Genomic DNA, 15,445 nt, shown 5'->3' with positions numbered 1-15,445 from the left:
ACCGGTCAGGACACGGTTGCTCGGATGTCGCCCAGGCCGCGGGCCACCAGCAGTTCGCCGCCGTCGGCGAGGCGGGACCACGAGGCCGACTCGGTGTCCCAGCGGCGCCACAGGCGGTCGTCGGTCTCCACGGTCACCCGGGCCGACTCGCCGGGGGCGACCGCCACCGCCGTCCAGCCGACCAGGCGGACCGGCTCGTCGGGTTCGATCGGGCGCAGGTAGACCTGCACCACCTCGCGGCTCGGGTGCGATCCGACGTTGGTCACGGTGACCGCGACGGCGGGGGAGTCGCCGCTGATCAGGCGGGCGTCGGTGTACTCCCACCTGCCGTAACCGAGGCCGTGGCCCAGCCAGAACGCCGGCTCGGCGGCCCGCCGGGCGAAGTAGCCCCGGTAGCCGATGAACGTGCCCTCGGTGTAGACCAGCTTGCCGTCGACCGGGGTCACCGACCAGGCCGGCGACGCCCCGTCCGCGGCCGGGAACGACGTGACCAGGCGGCCGGCCGGTTCGATGTCGCCGAGCAGGGCCGCCGCGACCGCGTGCCCGCCCTCCTGGCCGGGCAGGCCGGCCCACAGCACCGCGTCCACCCGCTCCCGCCACGGCATGAGCACCGGAGTGGCCGCGTTGACCACCACCACCGTGTGCCGGGCCGCGCCGGCCACCGCCTCGATCAGGGCGTCCTGCGCGCCGGGCAGCCGCAGCGTCGACTTGTCGACCGACTCGGTCTCCTGCTCCTCGGTGAGGCCGACCACGACCACGGCCACGTCGGCGGTCGCGGCCGCGCGCACCGCGTCGTCGATCACGTCGACCGTCTCGCGTGAGGCCACCCGCCCGATGAGACCGAAAAGGCCCATGTCGGAGGTCATCGAGACGGTCGCGGTGAAGACGGCGCCCGCCGCCACCGTGAACCGGTCGGTCCGCAGCGGCGGCGTGAGCACCTCCTCGCCGAAGCCGCTGCCGCTGGGTCGCAGTGAATAGGACAATTCGACAGCGGAGGCCGTGATCTGCCAGTCTCCGACGCCAAGGACGCCGAGCTCCACCTCGCCGGCGGTGGCTATCCGTCCGGACAGGACGGCGGACGCCGCCGGGGTCGTGAAGTCGTCGTCCATGCCGATCATCGTCTTGGCCTGGGCGCAGGACCGCTGTTCGAGCTCGGCGCCGGCGGCGTCGTACAGGACCACGCGGATCCCGGGCGCCCCGGTGACCGGGTCGGTCAGGAAGCCGTCGCGGGCCGGCACCGGCCGGGTCCGCACCTCGACCCCGTCCACCACCGTCAGCGACGACAGCAGAGCCGACAGGCCGGTGGCCACACTGACCTGATAGGGCGGGTTGACCTGCGCCGATCCGCCACCCATGTCGATCGTCTCGACGGCGTGCCGGCCGATCAGGGCGACCCGCGCGGAACGGGCCAGCGGCAGCACGTCGCCGTCGTTCTTCAGCACGGTCATGCCGTTCGCGGCGAGCCGGGTGAGTTGCTCACGGCGTACGGCCGAATCGGGCGCCGGCAGCGACGACGGCCAGGAACGCGCGGCACCCAGCGCGCCCACCCGCCGGGCCAGCGTCAGGAGGCGGCCGAGGTGATCGTCGATCACCGCCTCGTCGACCTCGCCGGAGCGCACCGCCTCGACCAGCGCATCGCCCCAGGGGCCGCGCGGGCCGGGCATGACCAGGTCGAGACCGCCGTTCGCGGCCGGCGCCGCGGTCTTGGTGGCGAACCAGTCGGACATGACGAGCCCGGTGTAGCCCCAGGAGCTCTTCACGACGTCGTTGATCACGTGCTGCTGCTCGGTGGCCGCGACCCCGTTGACGTCGTTGTAGGCCGACATCATCGACCACGCGTCCGACGCCATCTCGAACGGCAGCAGGTAGAGCTCGCGCAGCGTCTTCTCGGACAGGACGCTGTCGACGGTGTTGCGGTCGGTCTCCGACTCGTTGGCGACCAAGTGCTTCAGACAGGCGCCCACCCCGGAGTCCTGCAGGCCACGCACATAGGCGGCGGCCAGGCAGCCGGTCAGCAACGGATCTTCGGAGTACGCCTCGAAGAGCCGGCCGCCGAGCGGGCTGCGGTGCAGGTTGATGGTCGGCCCGAGCACCACGTGGATCTCCTGCGCCATCGCCTCCTCGGCGAGCAGCCGGCCCACCTCGTAGGCGGCGTCCGGGTCCCAGGCGGAGGCGAGCAGGGTGGCGTTGGGGAACAGCGACACCACCCGGCCGCCGGTGAACTTGAGCCCGCGCACCCCGGTGGGGCCGTCCGAGAAGCGCATCTCGCCGAGCCCGATGGCCGGCTCGGCGGCCAGCGAGAAGGCGGACGCGCCGGTGAGCAGCCGCACCTTGGCCGGCAGATCCAGCGACTTGACGAGGGGCGTGATGTCGTCGGTGGTCATGGACTCATGGTTACACGTGTAAGTAGGCTTGTCACCATGGCCGAGACCAACCATCGCCGCGTCACCAGCGCCGACGTCGCGCAACTGGCCGGCGTCTCGCGCGCCACGGTCAGCTACGTCATGAACGACACCCCGAAGCAGACCATCTCCGCCGACACCCGCACCCGGGTGCTCGACGCCGCCGCCCGCCTCGGTTACGCGCCCAGCGCCGCCGCCCGCACCCTGCGCACCGGCCGCTCCGACGTGGTGCTGTGCCTGCTGCCGGACTGGCCGATCGGCCCCGAGGTCGGCTCGATGCTCGGCAACCTCTCCACCGCCCTCGCCCGGCAGGGGCTCACCCTGGTCGTGCACCCGGGCAACCGGGAGGACCGGCCGATGTTCGAGATCTGGAAGGCGATCACCCCGGCCGCGGTGATCGCCTACGCTGACTTCTCGCCCGGCGAGATCGAGGCGATGCGGGCGGCCGGGGTGGCGCTGGTCGTGACGCCGCTGGGCCGGGGGTCGCGCGACCAGCGCGAGCTGGCGGTGCCGCAGCAGCTCATCGGCCGGCAGCAGGCCGGCCACCTGATCTCCGCCGGGCACACCCGGATCGGCTACGCCTATCCGGACGACGAGCGGCTGCGGATCTTCGCGGAGCCGCGGCTGGCCGGCGTCCGCGACGAATGCCGGGCGAGCCAGGTGGGTGGTCCGGCGATCGAGACGGTCGCGCTGGAGGCGGAGCAGGCCGCTTCGGCGGTACGCCGTTGGCACGCGACCGGCGTGACGGCGGTGTGCGCGTACAACGACGAGGTGGCGCTCGCGGTGCTGGCCGGCGCCCGCCGGGCCGGCCTGGTCGCGCTCGCCGTGATCGGGGTGGACGACATCCCGGCCGCCCGCCTGGCCGAGCCCGCGCTGACCACCGTGACCACCGACCAGGCCGCGGTGGCCGCCTACCTGTCCGCCACCGTGGTGGCCGCGATCCACGGCCGCCCCGCCCCGGCCGTGCCGACCGCCGAGCTGGTGCACCTCGTCCGGCGCGAGTCTGCTTGATCAAAGTTGTACATGAAACGCACAGGCATGCCACATGGATGACCAAGGCTGCGGGCGAATGGTGAAGGGACCCGAAGGTAATACCGCCCACCAGGGGGTCCGCCATGCTTGTGCAACTCAACCGCTCCACCGGCCACCGCGACTTCAGCGCCACCGCGACGGACCTGCCGCTCAACCCGGCCAGCCTGCCGGTCAGCGCCGGCCCGCGCCCGGTCGTCGCCGTGCTGGGCCCGGCCGGCCGAGTCGCTGGGCTCGCCCAGCACCTGCCGACCGGCTGGTCGGTGCGCACAGCCGGTGACCTCGACGACGTCAGCGCCGACGATTTGGTGCTGTTCTCCGGCCCGGCGGTGCGGGACATCGCGCTCGCCCGGCGCCTGCTGCCCAGCCGCACCCAGGTCATCGCGCTGGTCGACGACGCGGCCCCGGCCGAGCTGGTGGCCGGCGTGCTCACCGCAGGCGCCGACGCCTGCGTCCGTGGCGGCCAGCCGGCGATACTGGCCAGCCACCTGGTCGCCTGCCGCCGCCGGCAGATGGCCGGCCGCTGGGCGCAGCTCAACCACCAGGACCGGCAGTAGAAGACCCGGGCCGTCCGCGACCTGCCGGGGGGCCAATTCGCGAACGGCCCGGGAGACGGGCCGCGCCGCCGATGCCGTTACGGGGGATACCGCACCGGCGGCGCGGAGCTGACCGCCGCTAGGCGGTCGGGGTGGCGCTGGCCTGCGGCTGCAGCACCTTGCAGGTCTCGATCGCCTTCTTGGTGGTGGCGTCCGAGGTGTTCAGGTTCGCGGTGTCGGTGACGCCGTGCTCCTTGAGGCAGTTCTGGTAGGCGGCGTTCGCGCCGTTGCCACGGCCGTTGCCCATGCCGCCACCGAACGAGGGCCGCACCGAAGCGCACGCCTCCTGCGCCTTCTGCCACGTCGCGTCGTCGACGTCGGCCGGCTTCTGGAAGCCGCCAGCGCCGCCCGGGAAACCGCCCTGACCGCGGTTGCCGCCGGAGAAGCTGCCGGAGGGCCGGGGCTGGCCGGACGGCCGGGCGTCACCCTCGGGGCCGCCGGATGCGCCGGTGCGTGCGCCGCGGGACGGCATCGTGATGGTCACGCCGTTCTTCGCCAGGCACTGCTGGTACGCGGCGAACGCGCTGTTGTTGCCGTTGCCGTTGCTGTTACCGCCGCCCGAGGAGTCGTCGGAGCTGCTGCTGCCGCACGCGGCGACCAGCAGGACCGCAGCCGACGCGACGAACAGCGCCGCCGCGCGGCGGGGCGCCTTCGAACTGACCTTGCGCACGTTGCCTTCTTTCTGGGCCACGGATATCGGGCCCCACCCAAGCCCGCAAACCTGCACGGAACGTAGGGAGATCCTCGGAGTTCCCTTTGAGCCGCTGTGTTTGACCTGTGTGCAAGATCGATGTCTCCGAGCCAACTCCGAGGCAGGACCGAGGGTTCGGCGAGGACGGCAGTGAACACTTCCCGGCCATGGGTGAAGTTCTGGCCGGTCGTCGGCGCTGGATCTGGGTCGCCGCGGCTGTCGTCGTGCTCGCGCTGATCGTGTACGGGGTGGTGCACGCGTTGACCGCGGACGCCACCGACAAACCGAAGGCGGCCGCCGTCTCGGCGGTCGACCGCGGCGACGTGTCCACCGAGGTGGCCACGACGGGCACGTTGCAGCCGGCACAGACACGTACGCTCTCGTTCGCGGTGAAGGGCACAGTGGAGAGCGTGGCCGTGCGGGCCGGCACCACGGTCACCGCCGGTCAGGTGCTCGCCAAGGTGGACGACACCGACGCGGCCCAGGCCGTGGACGACGCGCAGAGCTCGCTGGACGACGCCGACGATGCGCTGACCGAGGCCAAGGACAACGCCTCCAAGACGTCGTCCACCTCGTCGAGCGGATGCAACGTGGCGGCGGCCTACACCGGCGGCGGCGCGACCACTCCCACGACGTCGCCGACCGCGACCGCGTCGCCGACGGCCACCGCCTCGCCGGCCGCGACCGCCACGACGTCGCCGGCGGCCACCGCCACGTCGAAGGCCGCAACCGCCAAGCCGACCACGACCAAGGGCCGCACCGGCACCGGCACCGGCTCGGGCACTGGGAGCTGCTCCAGCACCTCCGGCAGCAGCGGGAGCGGCAGCGGCCAGCAGGGGAGCGGGCAGAGCAGCAGCGGCGGCGACGCGATCCTCAGCGCCGAGCAGCGGGTCACGCAGGCCAACACCACGCTGGAGGAGGCCGAGGAGGCCCTCGAAGGCGCCACCATCACCGCGCCGATCGCCGGCCGGATCATCAGCGTCAGTGGCAAGGTCGGCAGCCAGGTCAGCGCCGGCTCCACCTTCATCACCCTCGCCGACGTCTACGACATGCAGATCAGCGCGTCCTTCCCGGAGGCCGACGCGGACCGGCTGGCGGTCAAGCAGAAGGGTGTGGTCACCCTGGCCGACCGGGTCGGCCAGGACTTCAAGGCGACCGTCGTGCAGGTCGACCCGACCGGCACCAGCGACGGCACGATGGTCACCTACGGTGTCGTCCTGTCGTTCGACCAGGCGCCGACCGACCTGCTGGTGGGCCAGAGCGCGTCGGTGAAGATCACCACCGGGTCCAAGACCGGCGTGCTGCGGGTGCCCAGCACGGCGGTGCACAACGTCAAGGGCGACACCGGAACCGTGCTCAAAGGCGGCAGCCAGGTGGCGGTCGGGGTCGGTCTGCGCGGCGACCAGTACACCGAGATCACCTCCGGATTGACCGAGGGTGATCAGGTGACCCGATCTTGGTGACGGAGCGTCTACAGCTCGCTCTCGCTCGATTCATAGGGAATTCCTAGGTAGCGTTGATACTCATTCCGGGTGCTATCTGATTCCCGTTCCTCAGTCGCTCTCAGCGAGCCCCCGCCCCGGGCTGCTCGTGTCCTCGTCGTCGACGACGAGCCGAACATTTCCGCCCTGCTGAGCGCCACGCTCCGGCTGGTCGAGTTCGACGTGCGGGTGGTCGACTCGGGCCACCGCGCACTGGTGGCCGTCGAGGAGTTCGAGCCCGACCTGGTCGTGCTCGACGTGATGCTCCCTGACCTGGACGGCTTCGACGTCGCCAAGCGGTTGCGGTCCACCGGCAGCCGGGTGCCGGTGCTCTTCCTGACCGCCCGGGACGCGGTCGAGGACCGCATCTCCGGGTTGGCGGCCGGCGCGGACGACTACGTCACCAAGCCGTTCAGCCTCGAAGAGGTGGTGCTGCGGATCCGGGCGATCCTGCGGCGCAGCCAGCCCGAGCTGGACGCGCCGTCGGCGTCCGACACCGGGGTGCTGCGCTACGCCGACCTCGAGCTCGACGAGGACGCGCACGAGGTGCGCCGGGCCGGTCGCCTGATCGACCTGTCGCCGACCGAGTTCAACCTGCTGCGCTACCTGATGATCAACGCGGGCCGGGTGGTCAGCAAGGCACAGATCCTGGACCGGGTCTGGAAGTACGACTTCGGCGGCGACGGGCGCATCGTCGAGTCGTACGTCTACTACCTCCGCCGCAAGATCGACAAGACCGACCCGCCGCTGATCCACACCGTCCGCGGCGTCGGCTACGCACTGCGGCTGCCACGCGGCGGCGAGGAGTGAGAAGAAGGCTCCGCTGGCGGCCGCGGCGGTGGAGCCACTGGACCCTGCGCGCCCGCCTCGTCCTGGTGGTCGGCGCGCTCGCCGCGGTCGCGCTGCTCGTCGCGAACATCGCCGGCCTGGTGCTGATCCGCACCTACCTCCTGGGCCGCATCGACGATCAGCTGAGCGGGATGGCCCGGCCGTTCGCCGAGAACCGCGCGGCCGGCATCAACGTCATCCCCCGCAACCGCTTCCAGCGACTCGGGCCCGAGCAACTGTCGTACGTCTACCGGGCGGACGGCTCGCTCGACACGGCGCGCAGCTACATCAGCGACTCCGCGCGCGCGTCCGTCGAGAGTTTCGCCGAGGTCCAGGCGCGGGCCGCCACCGCGAAGCCGTACACGATCGGCGGCCTCAACTCCGACTGGCGGGTGATCGCCGTGCCCGACTCGACCAGCGGCGGCTACGGGGTCATCGGGGTCTCCCTCTCCGAGGTGCAGCAGACCACCGACCAGCTGATGCTCATCGACGCCGGGGTCACCGTGCTGGTGCTGGCCCTGCTGGCCGGCGGCGCCTGGTTCGTGGTGCGGCTCGGCCTGCGCCCGCTCACCGACATGGAGGAGCTGGCCACCGACATCTCGGCCGGCAATCTCGGCGGCCGGGTCGCCGCGACCGACCCGCACACCGAGCCGGGCAAGCTCGGCCTCGCGCTCAACTCGATGCTCGCCCGCATCGAGACCGAGGTCGACGCGCGCACGGCCAGCGAGCAGCGGCTGCGGCAGTTCGTCGCGGACGCGTCGCACGAGCTGCGGACCCCGCTGACCTCGATCCGCGGCTTCGCCGAGCTGTACCGGCGGGGCGGAGCGCCGCCCGGCGCCGCCCTGGACGAGACGATGAGCCGCATCGAGAGCGAGGCCGCCCGGATGGGCGTCCTGGTCGAGGACATGCTCATGCTGGCCCGCCTCGACCGGCAGCGACCACCCGCGGTGCGCCCGGTCGACCTGCTCGAGATCGCTGCCGACATCATCCGAGACGCGCACGCCCGGGTGCCCAGCCGGCCGGTGAAGCTCGCCGGTCTCTCCGACGACACCGACACGTTCGAGCCGGCCACCGTGCTCGGCGACGAGCACGGCCTGCGCCAGGTCGCCACCAACCTGGTCGCCAACGCGCTGCAGCACACGCCGGCCCGCGCCCAGGTCACCGTCCGGGTCGGCCGGCTGCCGGCCCGGCCACCGAGCACCACGACCGTGCTGTCCGGCCCGGCCACCGTGCGGCCCGGCCTGCCTCTGGCGGTCTTCGAGGTCACCGACGACGGGCCGGGCGTGCCGCCACTGCACGCGCCGCGGGTCTTCGAACGGCTCTACCGCGCCGACACCAGCCGCAGCCGCGGCAAGGGCGGTGGGTCGGGGCTCGGGCTGTCCATCGTCGCCGCGATCGTTCACGGTCACGGAGGGTGGGTGGAGCTGGATGCGCCACGCGGCGGAGGGGCGACTTTCCGAGTGCTGTTGCCGACTTCCGGTGACGCGCCGTGAGATTCCGAGCTGGCTCCGAGCTTCCGACGAAGATCCTCCCAGGCCACCCCACCACAGTGTCCCGCATGCCAGCGCGCCTTAACCTGCGACGTCCCTCGGTGGCGGTCAACGCCGCCCTCGGCGTCGCCCTCGTCGCCGGGGCCTTCTGGGCGTACGAGACCCTGTCAGGACCGGACACCACGACGGCCGCCAACGCCTCGGTTCGCTCGGTTCCGGTTCAGCAGGGCACGGTCACCAAGACCGTGTCCGCGGACGGGACCGTCGAGAGCGCGACCACCGCGACCGGAAGCTTCGTCACCGGCGGAACGGTCACCGCGATCTACGTGAAGGTCGGTTCGGTGGTGAAGAAGGGACAGCTGCTCGCGAAGGTCGATCCGGCCGACGCGCAGCGCACCCTGGACGCCGCCGAGACCGATCTGGACGCCGCCAACGACGCCCTCGACCGGGCCGAGGACGCGGGGTCGGACACCTCCACCGCCGAGAACGAGGTCGCCCAGGCCCAGGACACCGTCGACAGCGCTCAGGCCGGGGTGGACGGCACCGTGCTGAAGGCCCCGATGGCCGGCACGGTCACCGCCGTCAACGGCACACTCGGCAGCTCCTCCTCGGGCAGCAGCTCCTCGTCGTCCGGCAGCAGCAGTGGCGGCGGATCGAGCACCGGCGGAGGCAGCACCTCCACCTCCTCGTCGAGCTCCTCGTCGTCCGGCTTCGTCGAGATCGCCGATCTGACCAAGATGCAGGTCACCGCCGACTTCGCCGAGGCCGACGCGACCAAGCTCAAGGAGAAGCAGGCCGCCGACGTCACCTGGAACGCGCTGTCCGGCACCACCGCGACCGCGAAGGTCACCGCGATCGACCCGTCCGGCACCACCAGCAACAGCGTGGTGACCTACGGCGTCACGCTGACCCTGGACAAGGTGCCGACCGGCGCCAAGGTCGGCCAGACCGTGTCGGTCTCGGTCACCACCGGCACGGTGGCCGACGCCACCTTCGTCAACTCGGCCGCCGTGACCACGGTCGGCACCCGGCACACCGTCACGGTGGTCACCAACGGCACGCAGGAGACCCGCCAGGTCGAGATCGGCCTGGAGGGCGACGAGGCCACCCAGATCACCTCCGGTGTCACGGTCGGCGAGGCGGTCGTGCTCAAGACCTCCACCACCTCCACGACCACCAACCAGCAGGGCGGTGGCTTCGGCAACTTCGGCGGCGGGGGCGCGCCGGGCGGCGGCGGCAACCTCGGCGGCGGCACCGGGACCCGGCGATGACGCGGCCGGTCATCGAGGTCCGCGGCCTCCAGAAGATCTACGGCGAGGGCGAGGCGACCGTCCACGCGCTGGCCGGGGTGTCGCTCGTCGTCGAACGCGGCGACTACGTGGCCATCATGGGTTCGTCCGGCTCCGGCAAGTCGACCCTGATGAACATCCTCGGCGCGCTCGACGTGCCCACCCACGGCACCTACCACCTGGACGGGGTGGACGTGAGCAAGCTCGGCGACCGGCAACTGGCCCTGGCCCGCAACCGGCTCATCGGGTTCATCTTCCAGTCCTTCAACCTCATCCCGCGCACGACCGCGGTCGCGAACGTCGAGCTTCCCCTCGCGTACGGCGGGGTGAAACCGCGCGAGCGGCGCCGGCGGGCGATGGACGCGCTCGGCGTGGTCGGCCTGCAGGACCGGGCCAGGCACGAGCCGAACCAGCTCTCCGGCGGTCAGCAGCAACGCGTCGCGGTCGCCCGGGCCCTGGTCACCGAGCCGGCCCTGCTGCTCGCCGACGAGCCCACCGGCAACCTGGACAGCCACTCCACCGAGGACGTGCTCAACGTCTTCGACAACCTCAGCGCGGCCGGCCGCACCATCGTGATCATCACGCACGAGCCGGAGGTCGGCGCCCGCGCCAAGCGGTTGATCCGCCTGGTCGACGGCAAGATCGTCGAGGACAACCGGCAGTCGCCACTCAACCAGCGCCCGGTCGGCGCCTTCGCGGGACGGCATACGGCATGAACGCCTGCACCGAGCGGCAATCAGCCGCACATGGCAGCGCCCTCGCCGGCGAGGGCCAGAAGGGCATGCCAGAGGTGAGCGCAGCATGAGCTTTCGAGAAGTCGTTCGCTTCGCGCTGCGTGGGTTGTCCGCCAACAAGCTGCGGTCCGCGCTCACCATGCTGGGCATCCTCATCGGTGTCGCCTCGGTCATCCTGCTCGTCGCGGTCGGCAACGGCTCGGCCAAGGCGGTCAGCGACCGGATCGAGGCGCTCGGCACCAACACCATCACGGTGATGAGCACCAACCGCGGCGGGTCGTCCAACACGTCGCTCACCACCGAGATCGCCGACGCGCTCAAGGACCAGAGCATGGCGCCCGACGTGGCGTCGGTGTCGCCGGTGGTCAGCTCGTCCGCGACCATCACTTACGAGGGCACCGATCACGACGTCAGCACGTTCGTCGGCACCACCACCGACTGGTTCAAGGCGTCGAACACGCCGGTCGGCGAGGGCGCCACGTTCAGCGCGGACGACGTGGCCCAGGGCCGCCGGGTCGTGGTGATCGGCCAGACCGTCGCCGAGGAACTGTTCCCCGGCCTCGACCCGATCGACAAGCAGGTCACCGTCAGCGGCGCACTGTTCACCGTGGTCGGGGTGCTCGACGAGAAGAGCTCCACCGGCGCGCAGGACGCCAACGACACCGCGATCGCGCCGCTCAACGCGGTCCGCCAGGTGCTGACCGGTTACGGCGCGCTCAGCTCGATCCTGGTCGAGGCCAAGGACCCGGGCAAGGTCGACACGGTGCAGTCCGAGGTGTCCACGATCCTCGACCAGCGGCTGACCGCCTCGACGTCGTCCACCAGCTCGAACACCAGCGCCTACCGGATCCAGAACGCGTCGCAGCTGCTGGCGACGCAGACCGAGACGGCCGACACGTTCACCACGCTGCTCGGCGCGGTCGCCGCGATCAGTCTGCTGGTCGGCGGCATCGGCATCACCAACATCATGCTGGTGACCGTCACCGAGCGGACCCGGGAGATCGGCATCCGCAAGGCGCTCGGCGCACAGCGGGGGGTGATCCTCAACCAGTTCCTGATCGAGGCCACCCTGTTGAGCGTGATAGGCGGCCTGCTCGGCGTCGCGGCCGCGCTGATCGGCAGCAACTTCGACATCGTCGGGGTCAAACCGGTGATCGTGCCCAGCTCGGTAGGGCTCGCCCTGGGCGTGTCCATCGCCATCGGACTTTTCTTCGGCGGCCTGCCCGCCAGCCGCGCCGCCCGGCTGCGTCCCATCGACGCGCTGCGCTACGAGTGAGGACCCGTTGTGACTCCCTTGAACAATGACGACACCGCCATCATCTCCACCCTCCCGGCCGATCCGGACCTCGACGACCCGCGCGACGACAGCCTGGCGCAGGAGCTCGCCAAGGCGGCGCCGAAGAAGTGGTGGAACAAGGCGACCATCGTGCTCGCCGCGGTCGTCCTGCTGGTCGGCGGTTTCGCCGGCGGCCTGCAGGCCCAGAAGAACTGGGGCACCAGCACCACCAACGCCGGCGGCCGGACCGGGACCTTCCCGGGCGGCGGCACCGGTACCGGTGCGGGCCGGTACGGCGGCGGTAACGGCGCCGGCGCCTACGGCGGCGGCAACCTCGGCGGTGGGGGCACCGGGACCGGTCAGCAGGGGCAGGGCGCCCCGGCCGCGGGCGCCACCACCGCGGCGGCCGGCACCACCGGCACGGTGAAACTGGTCGACGGATCGACGATCTACGTGCAGACCACCGACGGCGACGTGGTGACGGTCAAGACCGACGGCAAGACCACCGTCTCGACCGCGAGCAAGGGCAAGGTCTCCGACGTCAAGGCGGGTCAGTCGATCACCGTGCAGGGCGCGACCGGCACCGACGGCACGGTCACCGCCACCTCGGTCACGGCCGGGGCTAAATAGTACGCATCGATACGTACAGAAGTTCATATGTGACAAGGTCAATATCTTGTCATCACCGAAGGCATTGATGGCCGCCCCCTGGGTTCCTACGCTGTAGCCAGCTCGGACCTAGGGGGTGTGACTCGCGTGGAGCCCGACGCGACCATCATCCGCGGCCGCGGTGCGCTGCTTGCCGCCGTCGAAATTCGGCTTTCCACCGGCGGCGGCGTCGCCCTGCACGGCCCGGCCGGCATCGGCAAGACGGTGATCCTCGACGCGGTGGCCTCGACCGCGGCCGCGCGTGGTGAGCTGGTGCTGCGGTTGCGGCCGGTGCGCACGGAGCGTTCCCTGCCGTACGCCGCCATCGCCGACCTCGTGTCGCAGCTGCCGGAAGACGCCGCCGCGGCGCTGCCACCCGCCCAGCGTGCGGCTCTCAATGCTTTGCGGCAGGGCCTGCCGCCCCGGGGCGGCACGGCCGCGCTGGTCCGCCGCCTTGTCCTGCCGCTGCTGCTGGCCCACTGCGCCCGCCGCCGCGCCGTGCTGCTCGTCGTCGACGACGCCCAGTGGCTCGACGCCGAGTCGGCCGAGATGATCGGCTTCGCCATGCGCCGCCGGCCCGGCCCCAAGGTGCGGGTGCTGGCCGCCCAGCGCCGCCCCGACCCGGCCGGCAAGCGCCGCGCCGCCCGGCTGTGCCCGGCCCCGGTGCTCGAACTGGCCGTGCCGCCGCTCGACGCCGACGACCTGACCGCGCTGCTCGAGGCCCGCGGCCTGCCCTGCCGCATCGCCAGCCGGATGCACGAGGCCAGCGCCGGCAACCCGTTCCTCGCCCTCGCGCTCGGCGGCGCGGTCGCCCCCGGCCCGGCCTGGCGGCCCGGCCCGGTCCCGGAGGCCGCGCGCGAGCTGCTGCGCGACCGGGTGCAGGCGCTGCCCGCCGAGGTGACCACGACGCTGCTGGTCGCCGCCCTGGCCACCGAGCCGACCAGCACCGTGCTGCTGCGGGCCGGCCGCGACGACGCCGGGCGTGACCTGCGGCTGGCGGTCGCCGCCGAGGTGGTCCAGGTGGACGGCGAGACGATCCGGTTCACCCCGCCGCTGATCGCCCAGGTCCTCGCCGAGGAGTCGACCGCGGCCGAGCGGTCGGCCGCGCACACGGCATTGGCCGCCGGCGCGATCGACCCGCTCGAGGCGCTGCGGCACCGGGCGCTGCGCACCAGCCGGCCGGACGCGGCCGTGGCCCGCTCGCTCGCGGCGGCGGCCGACCGGTGCGCCGACCGGGGCGCCGGCCGCGCCGCCGCCGAGCTCTATCTGCTCGCCGCCGACCGCTGCCCGCACACCCTGGCCGCGCAACGGCTCGACTGGCTGGTGGTGGCCGCCCGCACCGCGCTGACCGGCGGGTCGTCGGCGCTGGCCGGCCGGGCCGCCGAGGCGGTGATCGCGGCCGACGCGCCGGCCGGGCACCGGGTGCGCGCCCGGCTCGTCCTGCTCGACCTGGCCGGGCAGGGCATCGCCGAGTTGGGGGAGACGTTCGCGGCCGCGCTCGCCGAGGCCGGCGCGGACCCGGCGCTGATCGCCCCGATCCGGCTGCGGCTCACCTGGGCCGCCTTCCTCACCGGCGACCCGGACCGGGCCGCGACCGAGGCCGGCCGCACCGTCGACGCCGCCCGGCAGGCCGGCGACCCCACCATCGAGGCGATGGCGCTCAGCCTGATCGCCCAGGTGCAGCGGCTGCGCGGCGAGGCGCGCTGGATCGAGACGCTGCACCAGGCCCTCGACCTGCCGGCCACCCCGGCGCCGGACTGGCTGCACTACGGTCCGCGCTACATGGCGGCCCGGTTCGCGATGATGGACGACCGGCTCGAGGAAGCCCGCGAGGAGCTGCTCAAACTGCTGGTGGTGGCCGAGCACGACCGGATCGGCGAGGCCCGGGTGGAGGTGCTGCGCAGCCTGTCCGAGGTGGCCACCCGGGCCGGCCGCTGCCGCGACGCCCTGCAGTACGCCCACCGCGCCGTCGACGCCGCCCAGCACGCCGGCCTCAGCCCCGGCCCCACCTGGTACACCGCTGCCGTTGCCGAGCTGGCCGGCGGCAGCCTCGCCGCCGCGGCCGGGTTCGCCCGCCGGGGGGTGCGCGCCAGCGAGCAGGAGGGGGACAGCCTGTTCCTGCGGCGCAACCTGCACGCGCTGGGCCAGGCCGAGTTGCGGGCGGGGGAGACCCGGGCCGGCGTCGCGGCGCTGCGCCGGCTGCGCGACCTCGAGGCCGACTCCGGCGGCGCCGACCCGATGATCGTGCGCTGGCACGGCGACCTGGCCGGTGGGCTGGCCGCGCTGGGCGAGCACGCCGAGGCCGCGTCCACCCTCGCCGAGGCGCGGGCCGCCGCGCATCGGCTCGGCAACAGCCCGGCCACGCTGGGGTACCTCGACCGGGCCACCGCCGTGGTGCTCTCCGAGAGCGGCCAGGCCGACTCGGCGGTGGTGCTGTCGGCGGCCGCGGCCCAGCACTTCGAGCAGCTGCACCAGCCGATCGAGCAGGCGCACGCGCTGCTCGTCCAGGGTGGAGCCGAACGACGCCGGCGCCGTTACGCCGCGGCCCGGATGGCGATCAGCGCCGCGCTGGCCATCTTCCTGGCCGCCGACGCGAAGCCGTGGGCCGAGCAGACCGAACGCGCGCTGGCCCGCACCGAGGGCAACACCGCCCCCGGCGCCCCCCTGCCCGAACTCGGCCTCACCTCGACCGAGCTGCGCATCGCCGGCCTGGTCCGGGACGGCGCCAGCAACCGGGAGATCGCCACCCAGCTCTACCTCAGCGTCAAGACCGTCGAGGCGACGCTGACCCGGGTCTACCGCAAGCTCGGCGTCCGCAGCCGCACCCAGTTGCTGTCCCGTCTTCAATCGACGGACATCCCGCCCCAGGTGTCCGAAGTCACCACGACGGCCTGACCAGGAGAATGTCGACAGAGAGTGACCCCGGCTACAAGAAACTCGTGGCCCGGGTCACTTTTGGATCCAGAGTTTTACCTGATGGA

12 protein-coding genes are annotated in these 15,445 nt (G+C 72.6%); 10 read left to right on the top strand and 2 right to left on the bottom strand.

Annotated features, from left to right (window positions below; genetic code table 11):
- Nucleotides 1-5: 5 nt before the first annotated feature.
- The gene (locus tag AB0E90_RS10005) at nucleotides 6-2,384 is read right to left on the bottom strand and encodes a glycoside hydrolase family 3 C-terminal domain-containing protein (RefSeq protein WP_360402247.1); all 2,379 of its coding nucleotides are present in this window, start codon (nucleotides 2,382-2,384) and stop codon (nucleotides 6-8) included.
- A 36-nt stretch (nucleotides 2,385-2,420) separates the two neighbouring features.
- Here AB0E90_RS10005 and AB0E90_RS10000 point away from each other — a divergent pair, with 36 nt between their 5' ends.
- Together AB0E90_RS10000 and AB0E90_RS09995 are read left to right on the top strand one after the other, a co-directional pair.
- The gene (locus AB0E90_RS10000; RefSeq protein ID WP_360402245.1) at nucleotides 2,421-3,413 is read left to right on the top strand and encodes a LacI family DNA-binding transcriptional regulator; all 993 of its coding nucleotides are present in this window, start codon (nucleotides 2,421-2,423) and stop codon (nucleotides 3,411-3,413) included.
- A gap of 104 nt (nucleotides 3,414-3,517) precedes the next feature.
- The gene (locus AB0E90_RS09995) at nucleotides 3,518-3,988 is read left to right on the top strand and encodes a hypothetical protein (RefSeq protein ID WP_360402243.1); all 471 of its coding nucleotides are present in this window, start codon (nucleotides 3,518-3,520) and stop codon (nucleotides 3,986-3,988) included.
- 118 nt (nucleotides 3,989-4,106) lie between these two features.
- On the opposite strand, the gene AB0E90_RS09990 is transcribed toward AB0E90_RS09995, so the two are convergent.
- The gene (locus AB0E90_RS09990; protein ID WP_360402241.1) at nucleotides 4,107-4,697 is read right to left on the bottom strand and encodes a hypothetical protein; all 591 of its coding nucleotides are present in this window, start codon (nucleotides 4,695-4,697) and stop codon (nucleotides 4,107-4,109) included.
- Between the two features lie 188 nt (nucleotides 4,698-4,885).
- Here AB0E90_RS09990 and AB0E90_RS09985 point away from each other — a divergent pair, with 188 nt between their 5' ends.
- From AB0E90_RS09985 to AB0E90_RS09950, 8 genes are all read left to right on the top strand, one after another.
- Nucleotides 4,886-6,181, top strand: coding sequence for an efflux RND transporter periplasmic adaptor subunit (locus AB0E90_RS09985; protein WP_360402239.1), 1,296 nt, complete (start codon nucleotides 4,886-4,888; stop codon nucleotides 6,179-6,181).
- A 69-nt stretch (nucleotides 6,182-6,250) separates the two neighbouring features.
- Complete coding sequence (locus AB0E90_RS09980) at nucleotides 6,251-7,009, top strand: response regulator transcription factor (RefSeq protein WP_360402237.1); 759 nt, start codon at nucleotides 6,251-6,253, stop codon at nucleotides 7,007-7,009.
- Nucleotides 7,006-8,520, top strand: coding sequence for a HAMP domain-containing sensor histidine kinase (locus tag AB0E90_RS09975; protein WP_360402235.1), 1,515 nt, complete (start codon nucleotides 7,006-7,008; stop codon nucleotides 8,518-8,520). The genes AB0E90_RS09980 and AB0E90_RS09975 overlap by 4 nt, the downstream gene beginning before the upstream one ends.
- Nucleotides 8,521-8,585: 65 nt before the next feature.
- Entirely contained in the window at nucleotides 8,586-9,788 is a 1,203-nt protein-coding gene (locus AB0E90_RS09970; protein WP_360402233.1) for an HlyD family efflux transporter periplasmic adaptor subunit, read from the top strand.
- Nucleotides 9,785-10,522, top strand: a complete 738-nt coding sequence (locus AB0E90_RS09965; protein ID WP_360402231.1) for an ABC transporter ATP-binding protein — start codon at nucleotides 9,785-9,787, stop codon at nucleotides 10,520-10,522. Before AB0E90_RS09970 ends, AB0E90_RS09965 begins: the two co-directional genes overlap by 4 nt.
- Nucleotides 10,523-10,607: 85 nt before the next feature.
- A complete protein-coding gene (locus AB0E90_RS09960; RefSeq protein WP_360402229.1) occupies nucleotides 10,608-11,816 on the top strand; it encodes an ABC transporter permease in 1,209 nt (402 codons plus the stop codon).
- A gap of 9 nt (nucleotides 11,817-11,825) precedes the next feature.
- Nucleotides 11,826-12,446 (top strand): hypothetical protein, encoded by a 621-nt coding sequence (locus AB0E90_RS09955; protein WP_360402227.1) that lies wholly within the window; start codon nucleotides 11,826-11,828, stop codon nucleotides 12,444-12,446.
- A gap of 126 nt (nucleotides 12,447-12,572) precedes the next feature.
- Nucleotides 12,573-15,359, top strand: coding sequence for an AAA family ATPase (locus tag AB0E90_RS09950; protein ID WP_360402225.1), 2,787 nt, complete (start codon nucleotides 12,573-12,575; stop codon nucleotides 15,357-15,359).
- The last annotated feature ends 86 nt before the right edge of the window (nucleotides 15,360-15,445 follow it).

Origin of the sequence: Actinoplanes sp. NPDC026619, from assembly GCF_040638295.1 — a bacterium.
Classification (GTDB): domain Bacteria; phylum Actinomycetota; class Actinomycetes; order Mycobacteriales; family Micromonosporaceae; genus Actinoplanes.
Note: the sequence above shows the minus strand (reverse complement) of the source record. Positions and strands in the feature narration are given on the sequence as shown.

Excerpts from the sequence above, each read along its gene's own strand:
- AB0E90_RS09995 (WP_360402243.1), top strand. The coding sequence starts at position 3,518 with ATGCTTGTGCAACTCAACCGCTCCACCGGCCACCGCGACTTCAGCGCC.
- AB0E90_RS09965 (WP_360402231.1), top strand. The coding sequence starts at position 9,785 with ATGACGCGGCCGGTCATCGAGGTCCGCGGCCTCCAGAAGATCTACGGC.
- AB0E90_RS09970 (WP_360402233.1), top strand. The coding sequence starts at position 8,586 with ATGCCAGCGCGCCTTAACCTGCGACGTCCCTCGGTGGCGGTCAACGCC.
- AB0E90_RS09985 (WP_360402239.1), top strand. The coding sequence starts at position 4,886 with ATGGGTGAAGTTCTGGCCGGTCGTCGGCGCTGGATCTGGGTCGCCGCG.
- AB0E90_RS10005 (WP_360402247.1), bottom strand. The coding sequence starts at position 2,384 with ATGACCACCGACGACATCACGCCCCTCGTCAAGTCGCTGGATCTGCCG.
- AB0E90_RS10000 (WP_360402245.1), top strand. The coding sequence starts at position 2,421 with ATGGCCGAGACCAACCATCGCCGCGTCACCAGCGCCGACGTCGCGCAA.
- AB0E90_RS09960 (WP_360402229.1), top strand. The coding sequence starts at position 10,608 with ATGAGCTTTCGAGAAGTCGTTCGCTTCGCGCTGCGTGGGTTGTCCGCC.